The organism is Streptomyces sp. SJL17-4, assembly GCF_036826855.1.
Lineage (GTDB): Bacteria > Actinomycetota > Actinomycetes > Streptomycetales > Streptomycetaceae > Streptomyces.
This window is the reverse complement of record NZ_CP104578.1, coordinates 7,194,275-7,210,387: the sequence shown is the minus strand read 5'-3', so window position 1 is coordinate 7,210,387 and position 16,113 is coordinate 7,194,275. Positions and strand designations below refer to the sequence as shown.

9 protein-coding genes and 3 rRNA genes are annotated in these 16,113 nt (G+C 65.5%); 2 read left to right on the top strand and 10 right to left on the bottom strand.

Annotated features, from left to right (window positions below; translation table 11 throughout):
- Positions 1–44 precede the first annotated feature (44 nt).
- The 8 genes from N5875_RS32455 to N5875_RS32420 form a co-directional block, all read right to left on the bottom strand.
- Positions 45–1,076: a DUF881 domain-containing protein gene (locus N5875_RS32455; RefSeq protein WP_338497773.1), complete on the bottom strand. Its 1,032-nt coding sequence runs from the start codon at positions 1,074–1,076 to the stop codon at positions 45–47.
- Positions 1,073–1,405, bottom strand: coding sequence for a small basic family protein (locus tag N5875_RS32450; protein ID WP_015032176.1), 333 nt, complete (start codon positions 1,403–1,405; stop codon positions 1,073–1,075). The genes N5875_RS32455 and N5875_RS32450 overlap by 4 nt, the downstream gene beginning before the upstream one ends.
- A complete protein-coding gene (locus N5875_RS32445; RefSeq protein WP_318206689.1) occupies positions 1,402–2,331 on the bottom strand; it encodes a DUF881 domain-containing protein in 930 nt (309 codons plus the stop codon). Before N5875_RS32445 ends, N5875_RS32450 begins: the two co-directional genes overlap by 4 nt.
- 100 nt (positions 2,332–2,431) lie before the next feature.
- On the bottom strand, positions 2,432–4,927 hold the full coding sequence (locus tag N5875_RS32440; RefSeq protein ID WP_318206690.1) for a mannose-1-phosphate guanyltransferase: 2,496 nt from the start codon (positions 4,925–4,927) through the stop codon (positions 2,432–2,434).
- Between the two features lie 115 nt (positions 4,928–5,042).
- Complete coding sequence (locus N5875_RS32435; RefSeq protein ID WP_189831299.1) at positions 5,043–5,651, bottom strand: CDP-alcohol phosphatidyltransferase family protein; 609 nt, start codon at positions 5,649–5,651, stop codon at positions 5,043–5,045.
- 149 nt (positions 5,652–5,800) lie between these two features.
- Positions 5,801–5,917: ribosomal RNA gene (gene rrf / locus N5875_RS32430) — 5S ribosomal RNA — on the bottom strand.
- Between the two features lie 73 nt (positions 5,918–5,990).
- Positions 5,991–9,110: ribosomal RNA gene (locus N5875_RS32425) — 23S ribosomal RNA — on the bottom strand.
- Positions 9,111–9,399: 289 nt separating this feature from the next.
- Positions 9,400–10,925: ribosomal RNA gene (locus N5875_RS32420) — 16S ribosomal RNA — on the bottom strand.
- The 16S, 23S and 5S rRNA genes sit together here, the layout of an rRNA operon.
- A gap of 682 nt (positions 10,926–11,607) precedes the next feature.
- Here N5875_RS32420 and N5875_RS32415 point away from each other — a divergent pair.
- Both N5875_RS32415 and ptsP read left to right on the top strand, forming a co-directional pair.
- Entirely contained in the window at positions 11,608–12,057 is a 450-nt protein-coding gene (locus tag N5875_RS32415; RefSeq protein WP_318206691.1) for a PTS glucose transporter subunit IIA, read from the top strand.
- A gap of 80 nt (positions 12,058–12,137) precedes the next feature.
- Complete coding sequence (ptsP, locus tag N5875_RS32410) at positions 12,138–13,808, top strand: phosphoenolpyruvate--protein phosphotransferase (protein WP_318206692.1); 1,671 nt, start codon at positions 12,138–12,140, stop codon at positions 13,806–13,808.
- Between the two features lie 71 nt (positions 13,809–13,879).
- On the opposite strand, the gene N5875_RS32405 is transcribed toward ptsP, so the two are convergent.
- Both N5875_RS32405 and N5875_RS32400 read right to left on the bottom strand, forming a co-directional pair.
- A complete protein-coding gene (locus tag N5875_RS32405) occupies positions 13,880–14,779 on the bottom strand; it encodes a hypothetical protein (RefSeq protein ID WP_318206693.1) in 900 nt (299 codons plus the stop codon).
- 24 nt (positions 14,780–14,803) lie between these two features.
- A complete protein-coding gene (locus N5875_RS32400) occupies positions 14,804–16,084 on the bottom strand; it encodes an MFS transporter (RefSeq protein WP_318206694.1) in 1,281 nt (426 codons plus the stop codon).
- Positions 16,085–16,113 lie beyond the last annotated feature (29 nt).

Here is a 16,113-nt window from a genome sequence, read left to right as displayed (position 1 = left end):
CAACGTCTTGCCCTTGTCGCGGGACCCCCGTTGTCTCCCTCTCACTACGAGGACGACTGAGCGTAGTCAGGCCGCTTCGCGGGTCGCAAGGCATCGACGATGATCTTCGCCGACCGCTCCACCGTGGCTGTGGCCTGCTCCTTCTCCAGGGTCTGCACGACACCGCCGGGGATGTTGAGCGCGGGCTCGAGATCCTCCGGCTTGCCGATGACCTTGAAGACGTACGGAGCGGCCACCTTCGTTCCATCGATCCGCATGTCATCACCACTACCGGTGAAATAACTGTCCGCGACCACCCGGACACCGTTGACCTGGATCGCCTCGGCTCCGGCTGCGCGCAGCTCCTGGATGGCGTCGAGGAGCATGTCCGACTCGACGGCCCCGCTCGGGTCGCCGACGGTGAGCGTGATGCCGGGCCCCTCGGCCGCGACCGTGCCGGCCAGGATACCGAGCTGCTGCTCCTTCTCCTGGGTCTGCTTGCGCGCCTCCTCGGCCTGGTCCGAGCTCGACTCCAGCTCGGTGCGCTGCTTCTCCAGGCGGGACTTCTCGTCCTCCAGGCGCTGCGTACGGTCGTCGAGCTCGTCGAGGATCCGCACCAGGTCCTCCTGGCGCGCCCCCCGCAGGGCGCTGTTGTCGCTGGTCGAGGAGACCTGGATGGCAAGGCCGAGACCGAGGACGAACAGCAGCAGCGCGACGACGAGTTGGGCCCGGGTCACCCGGGGCGGCCACAGCGCGGAGGCAAGCCGCCGACGCCCGCTCGGCTCGGCCGCGGGGGCCGCCGGCGGCACGGGTACGCGGATGTCGTGGTCCGCGGTCGTGTCATGGACGGAATCCGTGGGAGCCTCGGACTCCCCCACCCTGCCGCCACGCACGGGCTCGCCGACGCCCTCCGGCTTCCCGACGCCCTCCGGCCTGCCGGCGCCCTCCGACTTCCCGACGCTCCCGAACTCCCGCTCGCTCTCGGAGTTCCGGGGGCTCTCGGGGTTCAGCGGTTCCTGCCGGTTCTGCGGGTTCTTCCGGCTCTCACGGTTCTCAGGGTTCTCGGGGTTCTCAGGGTTCTCGCTCATCGGCCTCACGCCCGGAAGACATGGCGCCGGATGGCGGCCGCGTTGGAGAAGATGCGAATACCCAGCACGACGACGACGCCGGTCGACAGCTGCGCGCCCACGCCCAGCTTGTCGCCGAGGAAGACGATCAAGGCGGCCACGACCACGTTGGAGAGGAACGAGACGACAAAGACCTTGTCGACGAAGATGCCGTCGAGCATGGCCCTGAGGCCGCCGAAGACCGCGTCGAGGGCGGCGACCACGGCGATCGGAAGATAGGGCTCGACCACCGCCGGAACCTCGGGGCGGACCAACAGTCCGACCACGACTCCGACGATCAGGCCCAGTACGGCGATCACGATGTGCCCTTCCCTGTGTCGGCCGTGGCCCGACCGGACGGCGTCGCCGCCCCGGCCCCCCTCGGCTCTGCGGTGCGTACGGTCAGGCTCGGCGCGGCCGGCAGGCGGACGTCGCCCTCGGCCGTGATCCCGCTCCTGATCCCGAAGTTCTCCACCAGCGCGTGCAGATACTGCCCGTCGGCGCTGTCCTGGAACGTGGTGCTCAGCCGCTGCCCGTCCCCGATCGCGAGGATGGTGTACGGCGGCACCAGCGGCTTGTTGTCGACCAGTATGGCGTCGCCCGCGGCCCGGATCGCGGACAGCGAGGTAAGCCGCTGACCGTTGATGGCGACGGCCTCGGCGCCGGACTCCCAGAGCCCGTTGATGACGCGCTGCATGTCCCGGTCGCGTACCCGGCCGGTGTCGGAGAAACCGCTGCTCTCCCGCGGCCCGCCTCCCCCGGTGTCGGTGCCCTTGGCGTCGTTGACGACGAGCTTCACGCCGGGGCCGTGCACGGGTGTCGCGCCCGAGAGCAGCCCCACGAGCTCGGCCTGGTCGCCGCCGTGCTGCTGGAGTGCCTGCCGCTGGCGTTCGGCGACCTCGGACCGGATCCGCTCGACGTCCTGCTCCAGCTGGTCGGCCGAGGACGTCTCCGCCTCGATCCGGTCGATCAGCTCCTGCCGCTCCTTGGCGACGACAGGCGCGGAGATCCGCGCCTCGGCCGCACCCACGGTCACCACGGCGGCGGCGAGCACCAGACCCGCGGCGACGCCCAGCTTGGCCCGCAGGCTACGGGGCAGCCCACCGCCCTCGGCAGCGCGCCGGGCGGTCGCCTCCGCGTAGCCGTCGTCGAGCGCATGGTCTATCACGTTGTTCAGCAGCGACATGGACGCGTCCGGGCGCGGCGGCGGTGATCCGGTGCTCCGAACGGGGGGCTGCTGCGACATGCCGCACATCGTCGCACGTCGCACGGCCTACCGCCGAATGGCCCCTCCGGCCGACGGGGAGGCACCCAGGGGGTGCTCCCCGCCGACCGGTCCGATCCGCTCAGCTACCTGCGCTGTCGACCACTTCGGCCCATTCGTCGAGCAGGGCCTGGGCGGAGGTGTCGTCGGGTCCCTCGGCCCACAGATGGGTGACGGCCTCTGCGGGATCGGGCAGCACCATCACCCACCGCCCGTCGGCCTCGACCACCCGCACGCCGTCGGTGGTGTCCACGGAGCGGCTGCCCGCCGCCTCCACGACCCGGCGCATCACGAGCCCCTTCACGGCCCACGGCGTCGCGATGTCCCTCTTGAGGACATGCGCCCGCGGAATCCGCGCGTCGATCTGGCTCAGCGTGAGCTGTGTCCGCGCGACGAGACCGATGAGCCGCACGAAGGCGGCGGCCCCGTCGAAGACGCTGCTGAACTCGGGCACGATGAACCCGCCGCGCCCGTCACCGCCGAAGATCGTCGACTCCTCGCGCCCGACCCTCGTGAGGTCGTCCGGCGAGGTCGTCGTCCACTCCACCTGCGTGCCGTGGTACGCGGCCACCTGCTCGGCGATCCGGGTGGTCGTCACGGGCAGCGCGACCCGCCCCGAGCGCCGCTCGGCGGCGACCAGGTCCAGCATCACGAGGAGCGCCCTGTCGTCCTCGATGATCCGCCCTCGCTCGTCCACCAGCGAGAGCCGCTCACCGACGGGGTCGAACCGCACCCCGAACGCGGCCCGCGCCGAGGCCACGATCTCCCCGAGGCGTACGAGCCCGGCCCGCCGGCTCTCCGCCGACTCGGTCGGTCTGGACTCGTCGAGCCCGGGGTTGATCGTCAGCGAGTCGACCTGGAGCCGCCCGAGGAGGCTGGGCAGTACGAGCCCGGCGCTGCCGTTGGACGCGTCCACGACGACCTTCAGGCCGGCCTCCGCGATCCCGGAGGTGTCGACGTTCCGCAGCAGGGAGCCGGTGTACGAGTCGAAGACGCTCGCCGGGAAGGAGAGGTCACCGATCTCTCCGGGGAACGCACGCCGGTACTCCTGCCGCGCGAACACCCGGTCGAGCTTGCGCTGCCCGCCCTGCGACAGGTCGGCACCGCGCTCGTCGAAGAACATGATGTCCACGGAGTCGGGCACGCCGGGCGAGGTCCGCACCATGATGCCGCCGGCGCTTCCCCGCGCGGTCTGCTGCCGCGCCACCGGCAGCGGCACGTTCTCCAGATCCCGTACGTCGATGGCGCTGGCCTGCAGCGCCGAGATCACCGCCCGCTTCAGTGCCCGCGCACCTCGGGAGTGGTCACGAGCCGTGGTGACGGTCGCGCCCTTTTTCAGGGTCGTGGCATACGCCCCCGCCAGCCGGACGGCCAGCTCCGGGGTGATCTCCACGTTGAGGATGCCGGAGACTCCTCGGGCCCCGAAGAGGTGGGCCTGTCCACGGGACTCCCAGATGACCGAGGTGTTGACGAAGGCTCCGGCCTCGATCGTCTTGAACGGGTAGACCCGGACGTTGCCCTGCACGATCGATTCCTCACCGACCAGGCACTCGTCCCCGATGACGGCTCCGTCCTCGATCCGGGCGGCCCGCATGACGTCGGTGTTCTTCCCGATCACACAGCCGCGCAGATTGCTCTGCTGCCCGATGTAGACGTTGTCGTGGACGACGGCCTTGTGCAGGAAGGCACCGCTCTTCACGACGACGTTCGAGCCGATGACGGTGTGCTCACGGATCTCGGCGCCGGCCTCGACCTTGGCGTAGTCACCGATGTAGAGCGGTCCCCGCAGCACGGCTTCGGGGTGTACCTCGGCACCTTCGGCGACCCAGACTCCCGGCGAGATCTCGAAGCCGTCGATGTCGACCTGGACCTTGCCCTCAAGGACGTCCGCCTGGGCCTTCACATAACTCTCGTGGGTGCCGACGTCCTCCCAGTAGCCCTCGGCGACATAGCCGTAGATCGGCTTGCCTTCCTTCATCAACTGCGGAAAGACATCACCCGACCAGTCCACCGGAACGTCTGCCTGGACGTAGTCGAAGACCTCGGGCTCCATCACGTAGATGCCCGTGTTCACGGTGTCGGAGAAGACCTGGCCCCAGGTGGGTTTCTCCAGGAAGCGCTCGACCTTGCCCTCTTCGTCGACGATCGTGATACCGAATTCCAGCGGATTCGGCACCCGGGTGAGGCAGACCGTGACGAGGGCGCCCTTCTCCTTGTGAAAGGCGATGAGATCGGTGAGATCGAAATCGGTGAGCGCGTCACCCGAGATCACGAGGAAGGCATCGTCCTTCAACGCCTCCTCGGCGTTCTTCACACTTCCCGCTGTACCGAGTGGCTTCTCCTCGTTGGCATACGTGAGCTCCATCCCGAGCTCCTCGCCGTCGCCGAAGTAGTTCCTGACGAGAGAGGCGAGAAACTGCACGGTGACGACGGTCTCGTTGAGACCGTGCCTCTTGAGCAGTCGTAGGACGTGCTCCATGATCGGCCGGTTCACCACCGGCAGTAGAGGCTTGGGCATGCTCGAGGTCATGGGGCGAAGTCGGGTTCCTTCGCCACCGGCCATCACGACGGCCTTCATGTCGGAAGCGTCCTCCTTGAAGAGACGACGGTCCTGCCGACTTCGCCTGTCCGTTCGGGGCCCTCGGACGTCCTCGTCGTTGCCGGCGACGCTGCTCGGCACAGGACGGACGGGCTCAATCGGCCGCGGTATCCGCCTTCACGAGTCGACGGACCTGGACCACGTAGAGGATCCCTGCCCACCAATACAGAGTTGTACCCCATCCGGCGAAGGCCCACCCGAAAACTTCGGCGAGTGACGAAAGCCAGCCCGTTCCGTCACTGAGAAGCAGCAACGGGAACGCGTACATCAAGTTGAAAGTCGCAGCTTTGCCGAGGAAGTTCACCTGCGGCGGCGGGTAACCGTGCCGGCGGAGGATTCCCACCATCACAAGAAGCATGGCCTCGCGCGCCAGGAGGGCGGCGGTCAGCCACCACGGCAGGATCTCGCGCCAGGTGAGACCCACGAGAGTGGACAGGATGTACAGCCGGTCGGCGGCGGGATCGAGCAGTCGGCCGAGGTTGCTGATCTGGTTCCAACGCCGGGCCAGTTTGCCGTCGAGATAGTCGCTGACGCCACTGAGCATCAGGACAAGAAGCGCCCAGCCGTCACTGTTGGGGCCACCGAACTCCGGACGGAGAATCAACCACAGAAACAGCGGCACGCCGGCAAGACGCGCCATGCTGAGAATGTTGGGGATGGTGAGGACCCGGTCGGTCTGAACGCGAGTCTCCTGGACCTCCACCCGGGGGCCTCCTGCTGGGAACGTACGGACGATGCCCCCCGACCTTACCCTCAGCCACAACACCCCGATGCACAGGGGGCGCCGGCCGGGCCCGGAACGCAAAAATGCCTCAACCCCCGGACAGAGTCCGGGGGTTGAGGCTAAAAATTGTTCGGCGGCGTCCTACTCTCCCACAGGGTCCCCCCTGCAGTACCATCGGCGCTGAAAGGCTTAGCTTCCGGGTTCGGAATGTAACCGGGCGTTTCCCTAACGCTATGACCACCGAAACTCTATGAAGTTAACCAACCGGTATCGGCACAGTTCGTTACTTCAGAACTAACACAGTGGACGCGAGCAACTGAGGACAAGCCCTCGGCCTATTAGTACCGGTCAGCTCCACCCATTACTGGGCTTCCACATCCGGCCTATCAACCCAGTCGTCTACTGGGAGCCTTACCCTCTCAAGGAGGTGGGAATACTCATCTCGAAGCAGGCTTCCCGCTTAGATGCTTTCAGCGGTTATCCCTCCCGAACGTAGCCAACCAGCCATGCCCTTGGCAGGACAACTGGCACACCAGAGGTTCGTCCGTCCCGGTCCTCTCGTACTAGGGACAGCCCTTCTCAATATTCCTACGCGCACAGCGGATAGGGACCGAACTGTCTCACGACGTTCTAAACCCAGCTCGCGTACCGCTTTAATGGGCGAACAGCCCAACCCTTGGGACCGACTCCAGCCCCAGGATGCGACGAGCCGACATCGAGGTGCCAAACCATCCCGTCGATATGGACTCTTGGGGAAGATCAGCCTGTTATCCCCGGGGTACCTTTTATCCGTTGAGCGACGGCGCTTCCACAAGCCACCGCCGGATCACTAGTCCCGACTTTCGTCCCTGCTCGACCCGTCGGTCTCACAGTCAAGCTCCCTTGTGCACTTACACTCAACACCTGATTGCCAACCAGGCTGAGGGAACCTTTGGGCGCCTCCGTTACCCTTTGGGAGGCAACCGCCCCAGTTAAACTACCCATCAGACACTGTCCCTGATCCGGATCACGGACCGAGGTTAGACATCCAGCACGACCAGAGTGGTATTTCAACGGCGACTCCACCATGACTGGCGTCACGGCTTCAAAGTCTCCCACCTATCCTACACAAGCCGAACCGAACACCAATATCAAACTGTAGTAAAGGTCCCGGGGTCTTTCCGTCCTGCTGCGCGAAACGAGCATCTTTACTCGTAGTGCAATTTCACCGGGCCTATGGTTGAGACAGTCGAGAAGTCGTTACGCCATTCGTGCAGGTCGGAACTTACCCGACAAGGAATTTCGCTACCTTAGGATGGTTATAGTTACCACCGCCGTTTACTGGCGCTTAAGTTCTCAGCTTCGCCACACCGAAATGTGACTAACCGGTCCCCTTAACGTTCCAGCACCGGGCAGGCGTCAGTCCGTATACATCGCCTTACGGCTTCGCACGGACCTGTGTTTTTAGTAAACAGTCGCTTCTCGCTGGTCTCTGCGGCCACCCCCAGCTCACGGAGTAAATCCGATCACCAGACGTGGCCCCCCTTCTCCCGAAGTTACGGGGGCATTTTGCCGAGTTCCTTAACCATAGTTCACCCGAACGCCTCGGTATTCTCTACCTGACCACCTGAGTCGGTTTAGGGTACGGGCCGCCATGAAACTCGCTAGAGGCTTTTCTCGACAGCATAGGATCATCCACTTCACCACAATCGGCTCGGCATCAGGTCTCAGGCTATGTGCTGTCCGGATTTACCTGGACAACGCCCTACACCCTTACCCCGGGACTACCACCGCCCGGGCTGGACTACCTTCCTGCGTCACCCCATCGCTTACCTACTACCACCTTGGGTCAGCGGCTCCACCACTTTCCTTTCCCCGAAGGGTCCGGAACGGCTTCACGGCCTTAGCATTAATGGGCTCGATATTGGGCGTTTCAAAGCGGGTACCGGAATATCAACCGGTTGTCCATCGACTACGCCTGTCGGCCTCGCCTTAGGTCCCGACTTACCCTGGGCAGATCAGCTTGACCCAGGAACCCTTAGTCAATCGGCGCACACGTTTCTCACGTGTGTATCGCTACTCATGCCTGCATTCTCACTCGTGAACCGTCCACAACTCGCTTCCGCGGCTGCTTCACCCGGCACACGACGCTCCCCTACCCATCACAGCACCCGTTGGGGCTTATTGCTGCAATGACACGACTTCGGCGGTACGCTTGAGCCCCGCTACATTGTCGGCGCGGAATCACTTGACCAGTGAGCTATTACGCACTCTTTCAAGGGTGGCTGCTTCTAAGCCAACCTCCTGGTTGTCTCTGCGACTCCACATCCTTTCCCACTTAGCGTACGCTTAGGGGCCTTAGTCGATGCTCTGGGCTGTTTCCCTCTCGACCATGGAGCTTATCCCCCACAGTCTCACTGCCGTGCTCTCACTTACCGGCATTCGGAGTTTGGCTAAGGTCAGTAACCCGGTAGGGCCCATCGCCTATCCAGTGCTCTACCTCCGGCAAGAAACACACGACGCTGCACCTAAATGCATTTCGGGGAGAACCAGCTATCACGGAGTTTGATTGGCCTTTCACCCCTAACCACAGGTCATCCCCCAGGTTTTCAACCCTGGTGGGTTCGGTCCTCCACGAAGTCTTACCTCCGCTTCAACCTGCCCATGGCTAGATCACTCCGCTTCGGGTCTTGAGCGCGCTACTGAATCGCCCTATTCGGACTCGCTTTCGCTACGGCTTCCCCACACGGGTTAACCTCGCAACGCACCGCAAACTCGCAGGCTCATTCTTCAAAAGGCACGCAGTCACGAGATACAGCAAGCTGTATCCGACGCTCCCACGGCTTGTAGGCACACGGTTTCAGGTACTATTTCACTCCGCTCCCGCGGTACTTTTCACCATTCCCTCACGGTACTATCCGCTATCGGTCACCAGGGAATATTTAGGCTTAGCGGGTGGTCCCGCCAGATTCACACGGGATTTCTCGGGCCCCGTGCTACTTGGGTGTCTCTCAAACGAGCCGTCAATGTTTCAGCTACGGGGGTCTTACCCTCTACGCCGGACCTTTCGCATGTCCTTCGCCTACATCAACGGTTTCTGACTCGTCTCACAGCCGGCAGACTGTGAAAGAGAGATCCCACAACCCCGCATGCGCAACCCCTGCCGGGTATCACACGCATACGGTTTGGCCTCATCCGGTTTCGCTCGCCACTACTCCCGGAATCACGGTTGTTTTCTCTTCCTGAGGGTACTGAGATGTTTCACTTCCCCTCGTTCCCTCCACATGCCCTATGTGTTCAGGCATGGGTGACAGCCCATGACGACTGCCGGGTTTCCCCATTCGGAAACCCCCGGATCAAAGCCTGGTTGACGGCTCCCCGGGGACTATCGTGGCCTCCCACGTCCTTCATCGGTTCCTGGTGCCAAGGCATCCACCGTGCGCCCTTAAAAACTTGGCCACAGATGCTCGCGTCCACTGTGTAGTTCTCAAGCAACGACCAGCCACCCATCACCCCACCCGACAAGCAGGTGAGTTCACTGGGGCCGGCATCGCGAAGATACAAACCTTACGGCCGTACCCTCAGACACCCAACAACGTGCCAAGCGTGAGCCACCGTCCGTGTTCTTCTTTCCACGCCGAAGCAGTACTCGAAGAACCATCAGGTTCACTCACGCCAACTAATCAACGTTCCACCCATGAGCTGACCGTGCAGAACGTTTGTCTGCAATCGGTACTGTGCTCCTTAGAAAGGAGGTGATCCAGCCGCACCTTCCGGTACGGCTACCTTGTTACGACTTCGTCCCAATCGCCAGTCCCACCTTCGACAGCTCCCTCCCACAAGGGGTTGGGCCACCGGCTTCGGGTGTTACCGACTTTCGTGACGTGACGGGCGGTGTGTACAAGGCCCGGGAACGTATTCACCGCAGCAATGCTGATCTGCGATTACTAGCAACTCCGACTTCATGGGGTCGAGTTGCAGACCCCAATCCGAACTGAGACCGGCTTTTTGAGATTCGCTCCGCCTCACGGCATCGCAGCTCTTTGTACCGGCCATTGTAGCACGTGTGCAGCCCAAGACATAAGGGGCATGATGACTTGACGTCGTCCCCACCTTCCTCCGAGTTGACCCCGGCGGTCTCCTGTGAGTCCCCATCACCCCGAAGGGCATGCTGGCAACACAGGACAAGGGTTGCGCTCGTTGCGGGACTTAACCCAACATCTCACGACACGAGCTGACGACAGCCATGCACCACCTGTATACCGACCACAAGGGGGGCACTATCTCTAATGCTTTCCGGTATATGTCAAGCCTTGGTAAGGTTCTTCGCGTTGCGTCGAATTAAGCCACATGCTCCGCTGCTTGTGCGGGCCCCCGTCAATTCCTTTGAGTTTTAGCCTTGCGGCCGTACTCCCCAGGCGGGGAACTTAATGCGTTAGCTGCGGCACCGACGACGTGGAATGTCGCCAACACCTAGTTCCCAACGTTTACGGCGTGGACTACCAGGGTATCTAATCCTGTTCGCTCCCCACGCTTTCGCTCCTCAGCGTCAGTAATGGCCCAGAGATCCGCCTTCGCCACCGGTGTTCCTCCTGATATCTGCGCATTTCACCGCTACACCAGGAATTCCGATCTCCCCTACCACACTCTAGCCTGCCCGTATCGGATGCAGACCCGGGGTTAAGCCCCGGGCTTTCACACCCGACGTGACAAGCCGCCTACGAGCTCTTTACGCCCAATAATTCCGGACAACGCTTGCGCCCTACGTATTACCGCGGCTGCTGGCACGTAGTTAGCCGGCGCTTCTTCTGCAGGTACCGTCACTTTCGCTTCTTCCCTGCTGAAAGAGGTTTACAACCCGAAGGCCGTCATCCCTCACGCGGCGTCGCTGCATCAGGCTTTCGCCCATTGTGCAATATTCCCCACTGCTGCCTCCCGTAGGAGTCTGGGCCGTGTCTCAGTCCCAGTGTGGCCGGTCGCCCTCTCAGGCCGGCTACCCGTCGTCGCCTTGGTAGGCCATTACCCCACCAACAAGCTGATAGGCCGCGGGCTCATCCTTCACCGCCGGAGCTTTCAACCAGCTCCCATGCGGAAGCCGGTGTTATCCGGTATTAGACCCCGTTTCCAGGGCTTGTCCCAGAGTGAAGGGCAGATTGCCCACGTGTTACTCACCCGTTCGCCACTAATCCACCCCGAAGGGCTTCATCGTTCGACTTGCATGTGTTAAGCACGCCGCCAGCGTTCGTCCTGAGCCAGGATCAAACTCTCCGTGAATGTTTACCGGATATCCGGTTGCACACTCGCGTTGAGCGGGACAGTCAGGCCGGAATAAGGCCGACTGTCCACAGCGTCCTCGCTGTGTATGTTGCCTACCCGCCACAAGGGCCGGCAGGACTTTCAAAGGAACCTCGCCATCCGAAGATGGACGGGGTATCAACTAATCTGGCGTTGATTTTTGGCACGCTGTTGAGTTCTCAAGGAACGGACGCTTCCTTTGTACTCACCCTCTCGGGCTTTCCTCCGGGCTTCCCTTCGGTATTTCGTGTTTCCAGCCTAGCAGATCCGATTTTCCGTTTCTGCCACCCGCTGGAGCGGGTTTGCGGGGCAGGAATTCACTTTCGTGTTTCCGTTCCCGGCGGGGTCAAACATTACCAGGCTTTCTCGGTCCCCCTGACCACGTCCCTGCGAGCATGCAGAGGTGTAGACCACTGGGGTTAGGATCTGGCTTGATAGGTGCTGCCGACCCGCGACTCAAGGCCGCGTTGGGGTCAGGCAGGAGTACGACAGTACATCCCACCGTCAGTAGAGGCAAATCGTTTCCGGTAGTCCCTAGCTCCGCCCAACTGGTACGTCTCGTGCGGAACTGGGACTTCTTATGACTTACGCTTCAGAACAGTACGCCGTCCAGGACAGGTAGTGACGGCGCCACACAATCTCCGCCCCTGGGAGGCTTCCCATGACAACCGTGACGTCGCCGCTTGCCGGACGCGCCATCGGTCTCGCCGCAGTTCCCGACCCGGTCTTCTCCGGTGCGATGGTCGGGCCCGGCACCGCCATCGATCCCGTACGTGAGCCCTCGGAGGCCGTCTCCCCCATCGATGGGGTCATCGTCTCCATGCACCCGCACGCTTTCGTCGTCGTCGACGGCGAGGGCCACGGTGTGCTGACCCACCTCGGCATCGACACCGTTCAGCTCAACGGCGAGGGCTTCGAGCTCCTCGTGAACAAGGGCGACACCGTCGCGCGCGGCCAGGCCGTCGTGCGCTGGGACCCCGCCGCAGTCGAGGCCGCCGGCAAGTCCCCCATCTGTCCCATCGTGGCCCTCGAGGCCACTGCGGACTCGCTCTCCCACGTCGTCGAGGACGGCGACGTGAAGGCCGGCGACCAGCTCTTCGGCTGGAGCTGAGCCGGATCGTCCCCGTGACGACCGCGAGTTCGACATTCAACGCGGCGGCAGGTGCCGCCGCTCTATCGGAGACGGGTGAGATGGAGACAACGCTGCGAGGCGTCGGCGTCAGCCACGGTGTGGCGATCGGCGAGGTCCGGCACATGGGCACGGCGGTTCTCGAGCCGCCGGCCAAGCAGATTCCGGCGGACGAGGCGGAGCGCGAACAGGGGCGCGCCCGTCAGGCCGTCGAGGCTGTCGCCGCCGACCTCAATGCACGCGGCAACCTGGCCGGCGGCGAGGCTCAGCACGTGCTCGAGGCCCAGGCGATGATCGCCCAGGACCCGGAGCTCATCGCCGATGTGGACCGCCGAATCGCCGTGGGCAGCACGGCCGAGCGCGGTATCTACGACGCCTTCTCGCACTATCGCGAACTGCTCGCCGGTGCCGGCGAGTACATGGCCGGGCGGGTCGCCGACCTGGACGACGTGCGGAACCGGATCGTGGCGCGCCTGCTCGGTGTGCCGATGCCGGGTGTGCCGGACAGTGACGAGCCGTATGTGCTGATCGCGCGGGACCTGGCGCCCGCCGACACGGCGCTGCTCGACCCCGCGCTGGTGCTCGGCTTCGTGACCGAGGAGGGCGGGCCGACCAGCCACAGCGCGATTCTCGCGCGGGCGCTGGGTGTGCCGGCCATCGTCGCGCTGCCGGGCGCCGGTGAGCTCGCCGAAGGAACGATGATCGCGGTCGACGGTTCGACCGGTGAGATCTTCGTGGACCCGAGCGAGGAGAAGAAGGCGGAGCTGACCAAGGCCGCCGCCGCGCGCAAGGCCGCGCTGGCGACGTCCAGCGGTCCGGGCGCCACCTCGGACGGGCACAAGGTGCCGCTGCTCGCCAACGTCGGTGGTCCGGCGGATGTGCCGGCGGCGGTGGAGGCCGGTGCCGAGGGTGTCGGTCTGTTCCGTACGGAGTTCCTCTTCCTGGACGACAGCGAGAAGGCTCCGTCCGAGGAGAAGCAGATCGAGGCCTATCGCAAGGTGCTCGAGGCGTTCCCCGAGGGCCGTGTGGTCGTGCGGGTGCTCGACGCCGGTGCGGACAAGCCGCTGGACTTCCTGACGCCGGCGGACGAGCCGAACCCGGCGCTCGGTGTCCGGGGTCTGCGGTCGCTCCTGGAGCACCCGGAGGTCCTGCGGACCCAGCTGACCGCGCTGGCGAAGGCGGTCGAGGGGCTGCCGGTGTACCTCGAGGTCATGGCGCCGATGGTGGCCGACCGTACGGACGCGAAGGCCTTCGCCGACGCGTGCCGTGAGGCGGGGCTGCGGGCGAAGTTCGGTGCGATGGTCGAGATTCCCTCGGCCGCGCTGCGGGCGCGCTCGATCCTCCAGGAGGTCGAGTTCCTCTCGCTCGGCACCAACGACCTGGCGCAGTACACCTTCGCGGCCGACCGTCAGGTCGGTGCGGTGTCGCGGCTCCAGGACCCGTGGCAGCCGGCGCTGCTCGACCTGGTGGCGCTGTCCGCCGAGGCGGCGAAGGCCGAGGGCAAGAGCTGTGGTGTCTGTGGCGAGGCCGCGGCCGACCCGTTGCTCGCCTGTGTGCTGACGGGTCTGGGTGTCACCTCCCTTTCCATGGGTGCTGCCTCGATTCCGTATGTGCGGGCGACGCTGGCCAAGTACACGCTGGCGCAGTGCGAGCGTGCCGCCGCCGCGGCGCGTGCGGCGGACACCGCGCACGAGGCGCGCGTGGCCGCGCAGGCGGTGCTGTCCGGGGAGTGATTCCCGGGGGTGCTTGACGAAGGGGCTTTCCGTCACCGAGGTGGCGGAGAGCCCCTTCGGCGTGGGTGGGCTCAGTGGTGGGTGGTCCAGTCGTCGTCGGGGTCGGGGGCGAGGGGGAAGCCGGCGCGGTGGTCCACCCCCGGTTCCGGGGAGAGGGGTTCTCCGGTGCGGGCGTCGGTGCAGTAGGCGGCGAAGACCTCGGCCTCGGTGAGGGGAACGAGGGTGCCGCCGGTGAGGCGCCAGCCGTGGAGCCGGTCGCGGCCGCCGGGGGTGGTGGTGCGCAGGACGAGTCCGCCGGGTGCCCCGAGGACGATGCCCGCCGCGAGGACCGCGGTGAACTCGGCGGCCGCGACGTCCTCGACGTCTGTGGGTGGTGTGGTGCCGTCGGCGTGGAGGACGGCGAGGAGTTGGTCGTCGGCGGCCGGGACGCTGCAGACGAGGTGGTGGATGCCGGGGCCGGCGGCTTCCAGGAGGCGGGCGAGGAGCCGGGCGGCGCGCTCGAAGGCGGCCCTGCCGATGTCCTTGCCGCAGGTGGCGCAGTCGCCCGCGGCGGCGAGGACGGTGGTGGCGTACTCCCAGGTGGCGTGGCGGACGGCGGTGTCGACCAGCTCGGGGAGGAGGGTGCTGAGGGGCTGCCCGGTGTAGGTGACCTGGGCGCCGGTGGCGGCGAGGTGGGCGGTGAAGCGGCTGCGGCTGGTGGGGTGGTCGGGGTCGAGGGCGGTTTCGGCGCAGTAGGCCGCGTACTCCTCGGGGTCGAAGAGCGTGACGGTGGTGTGGCCGCCCTGGGTGGCGAGGGTCCTGAGGAGGGCCTCGACCTGGCGGAGGTAGGTGGTGTGGTCGTCGAAGGCGAAGGTGCGGTACTGGCGCATGGCCGTGAAGTCGTGCTCGTCGGCGAGGAGGCCGACGGTGCTGGGGACTTCGCGGCGCAGGGCGCGGCGGAGGTTCGCTGGGGTGGTGCCGGTCCGTGTCATGTCTCCCCCTGGGTTGCGGTCCGATCAGTGCTCACTCAACGTAACCTTCGCCACTGACAGTGACGGTGTGGGGAGACGTCGGCGGACCAGGCGGCTCTGCGCGGCGGTCGTGGCGACGAGGGCGGCGCCGAGGAAGGGCCAGGCCAGGGGGCCGGCGGAGACGAGTCCGGTCATGAGGACGGGACCGAAGAAGCGCTGGGCGGACTGGGCAAGACCGTGGACGCCGAGGTAGGCGCCCTGCGCGTCGTCGGGGGCGAGGGCCACGGAGATCTCCCAGGACGCGATGGTGTGGATCATCTCGGCGAAGGTGAGGGCGACGGCCGCGGTGATCAGGGCGGCGATCGAGAGGGCCCGGCCGCCGAGGGCGGAGACGGCCAGGGCGAGCGTTCCGACGGCGAAGAGGACCGCGAGGGGCGCGAGCAGACGGCGGGCGGCTTCGGTGGAGGAGCCGAAGCGCGAGAGCGGGACCTGGAAGATCACCACGAGGGCGCTGTTGGCGACCATCAGGAGCGGGGCGAGGCCGACGGGGGCGTCGGTGGCGTGGACGATCCAGAGCGGCAGGGCGACCTGGAGGATCGAGTCGTGGAGGAAGAAGACCGAGTCCGCGGCGGTGAAGCCGAGGAAGCCCCGGTCGCGCCAGGGGTTGGAGGGCTTGGCCGTGGGGGTGGCGTCGGTGGAGGCGGCTGCCGTCCGGGAGGGGGCCGGGGGTTCGGCGCAGCGGAGGGTGAGCGCCGCCATCACGAGGTACGAGAGGGCGTCTCCGATGAGGAGGAGGTGGAAGGCGGTGGTGCTGCCGACGGCGAGGGCGGCCGCGGCGCCGAGGCCGCCGAGGGTCCAGCCGATGTTGGAGGTGGTGCGGTTGATGGCCTGGTAGCGGACACGGTCGGGGCCGGCGACCCGGGCGGCATAGAGCTTGGTGAGGACGTTGGTGGCGCGGTCGGGGAGGGCGCCCGCGGCGGAGAAGAGGACGAGCAGCAGGTAGTCGTCGGTGGTGAGGAGGGCGAGGAGGGCGGCGGCGCGGAGCAGTTGGGTGCAGATGATGACGCGGACGAGGGGGAAGCGGTCGGCGAGTCGGCCGCCGAGGGGGGCGCCCGCGATGCCGGCGGCGCCGGAGACGGCGATGAGGAGGCCGACCTGGCCGAGGTCGAGGCCGGTGACGAAGGTGAAGTACAGGGCCATGGCCGTGGACCAGAGTCCGGTGCCGCACTTGTCGATGAAGCCGATGACGAGCATGCGGCGGCCGTCCCGGCCGCCGGGGATGCGGTCCTTGAGGGCTGTTGGGGTGGAGTGGGTGGAGCGGCTCAATGGGTCCCCCTTGCGAACTGCTTTGTATT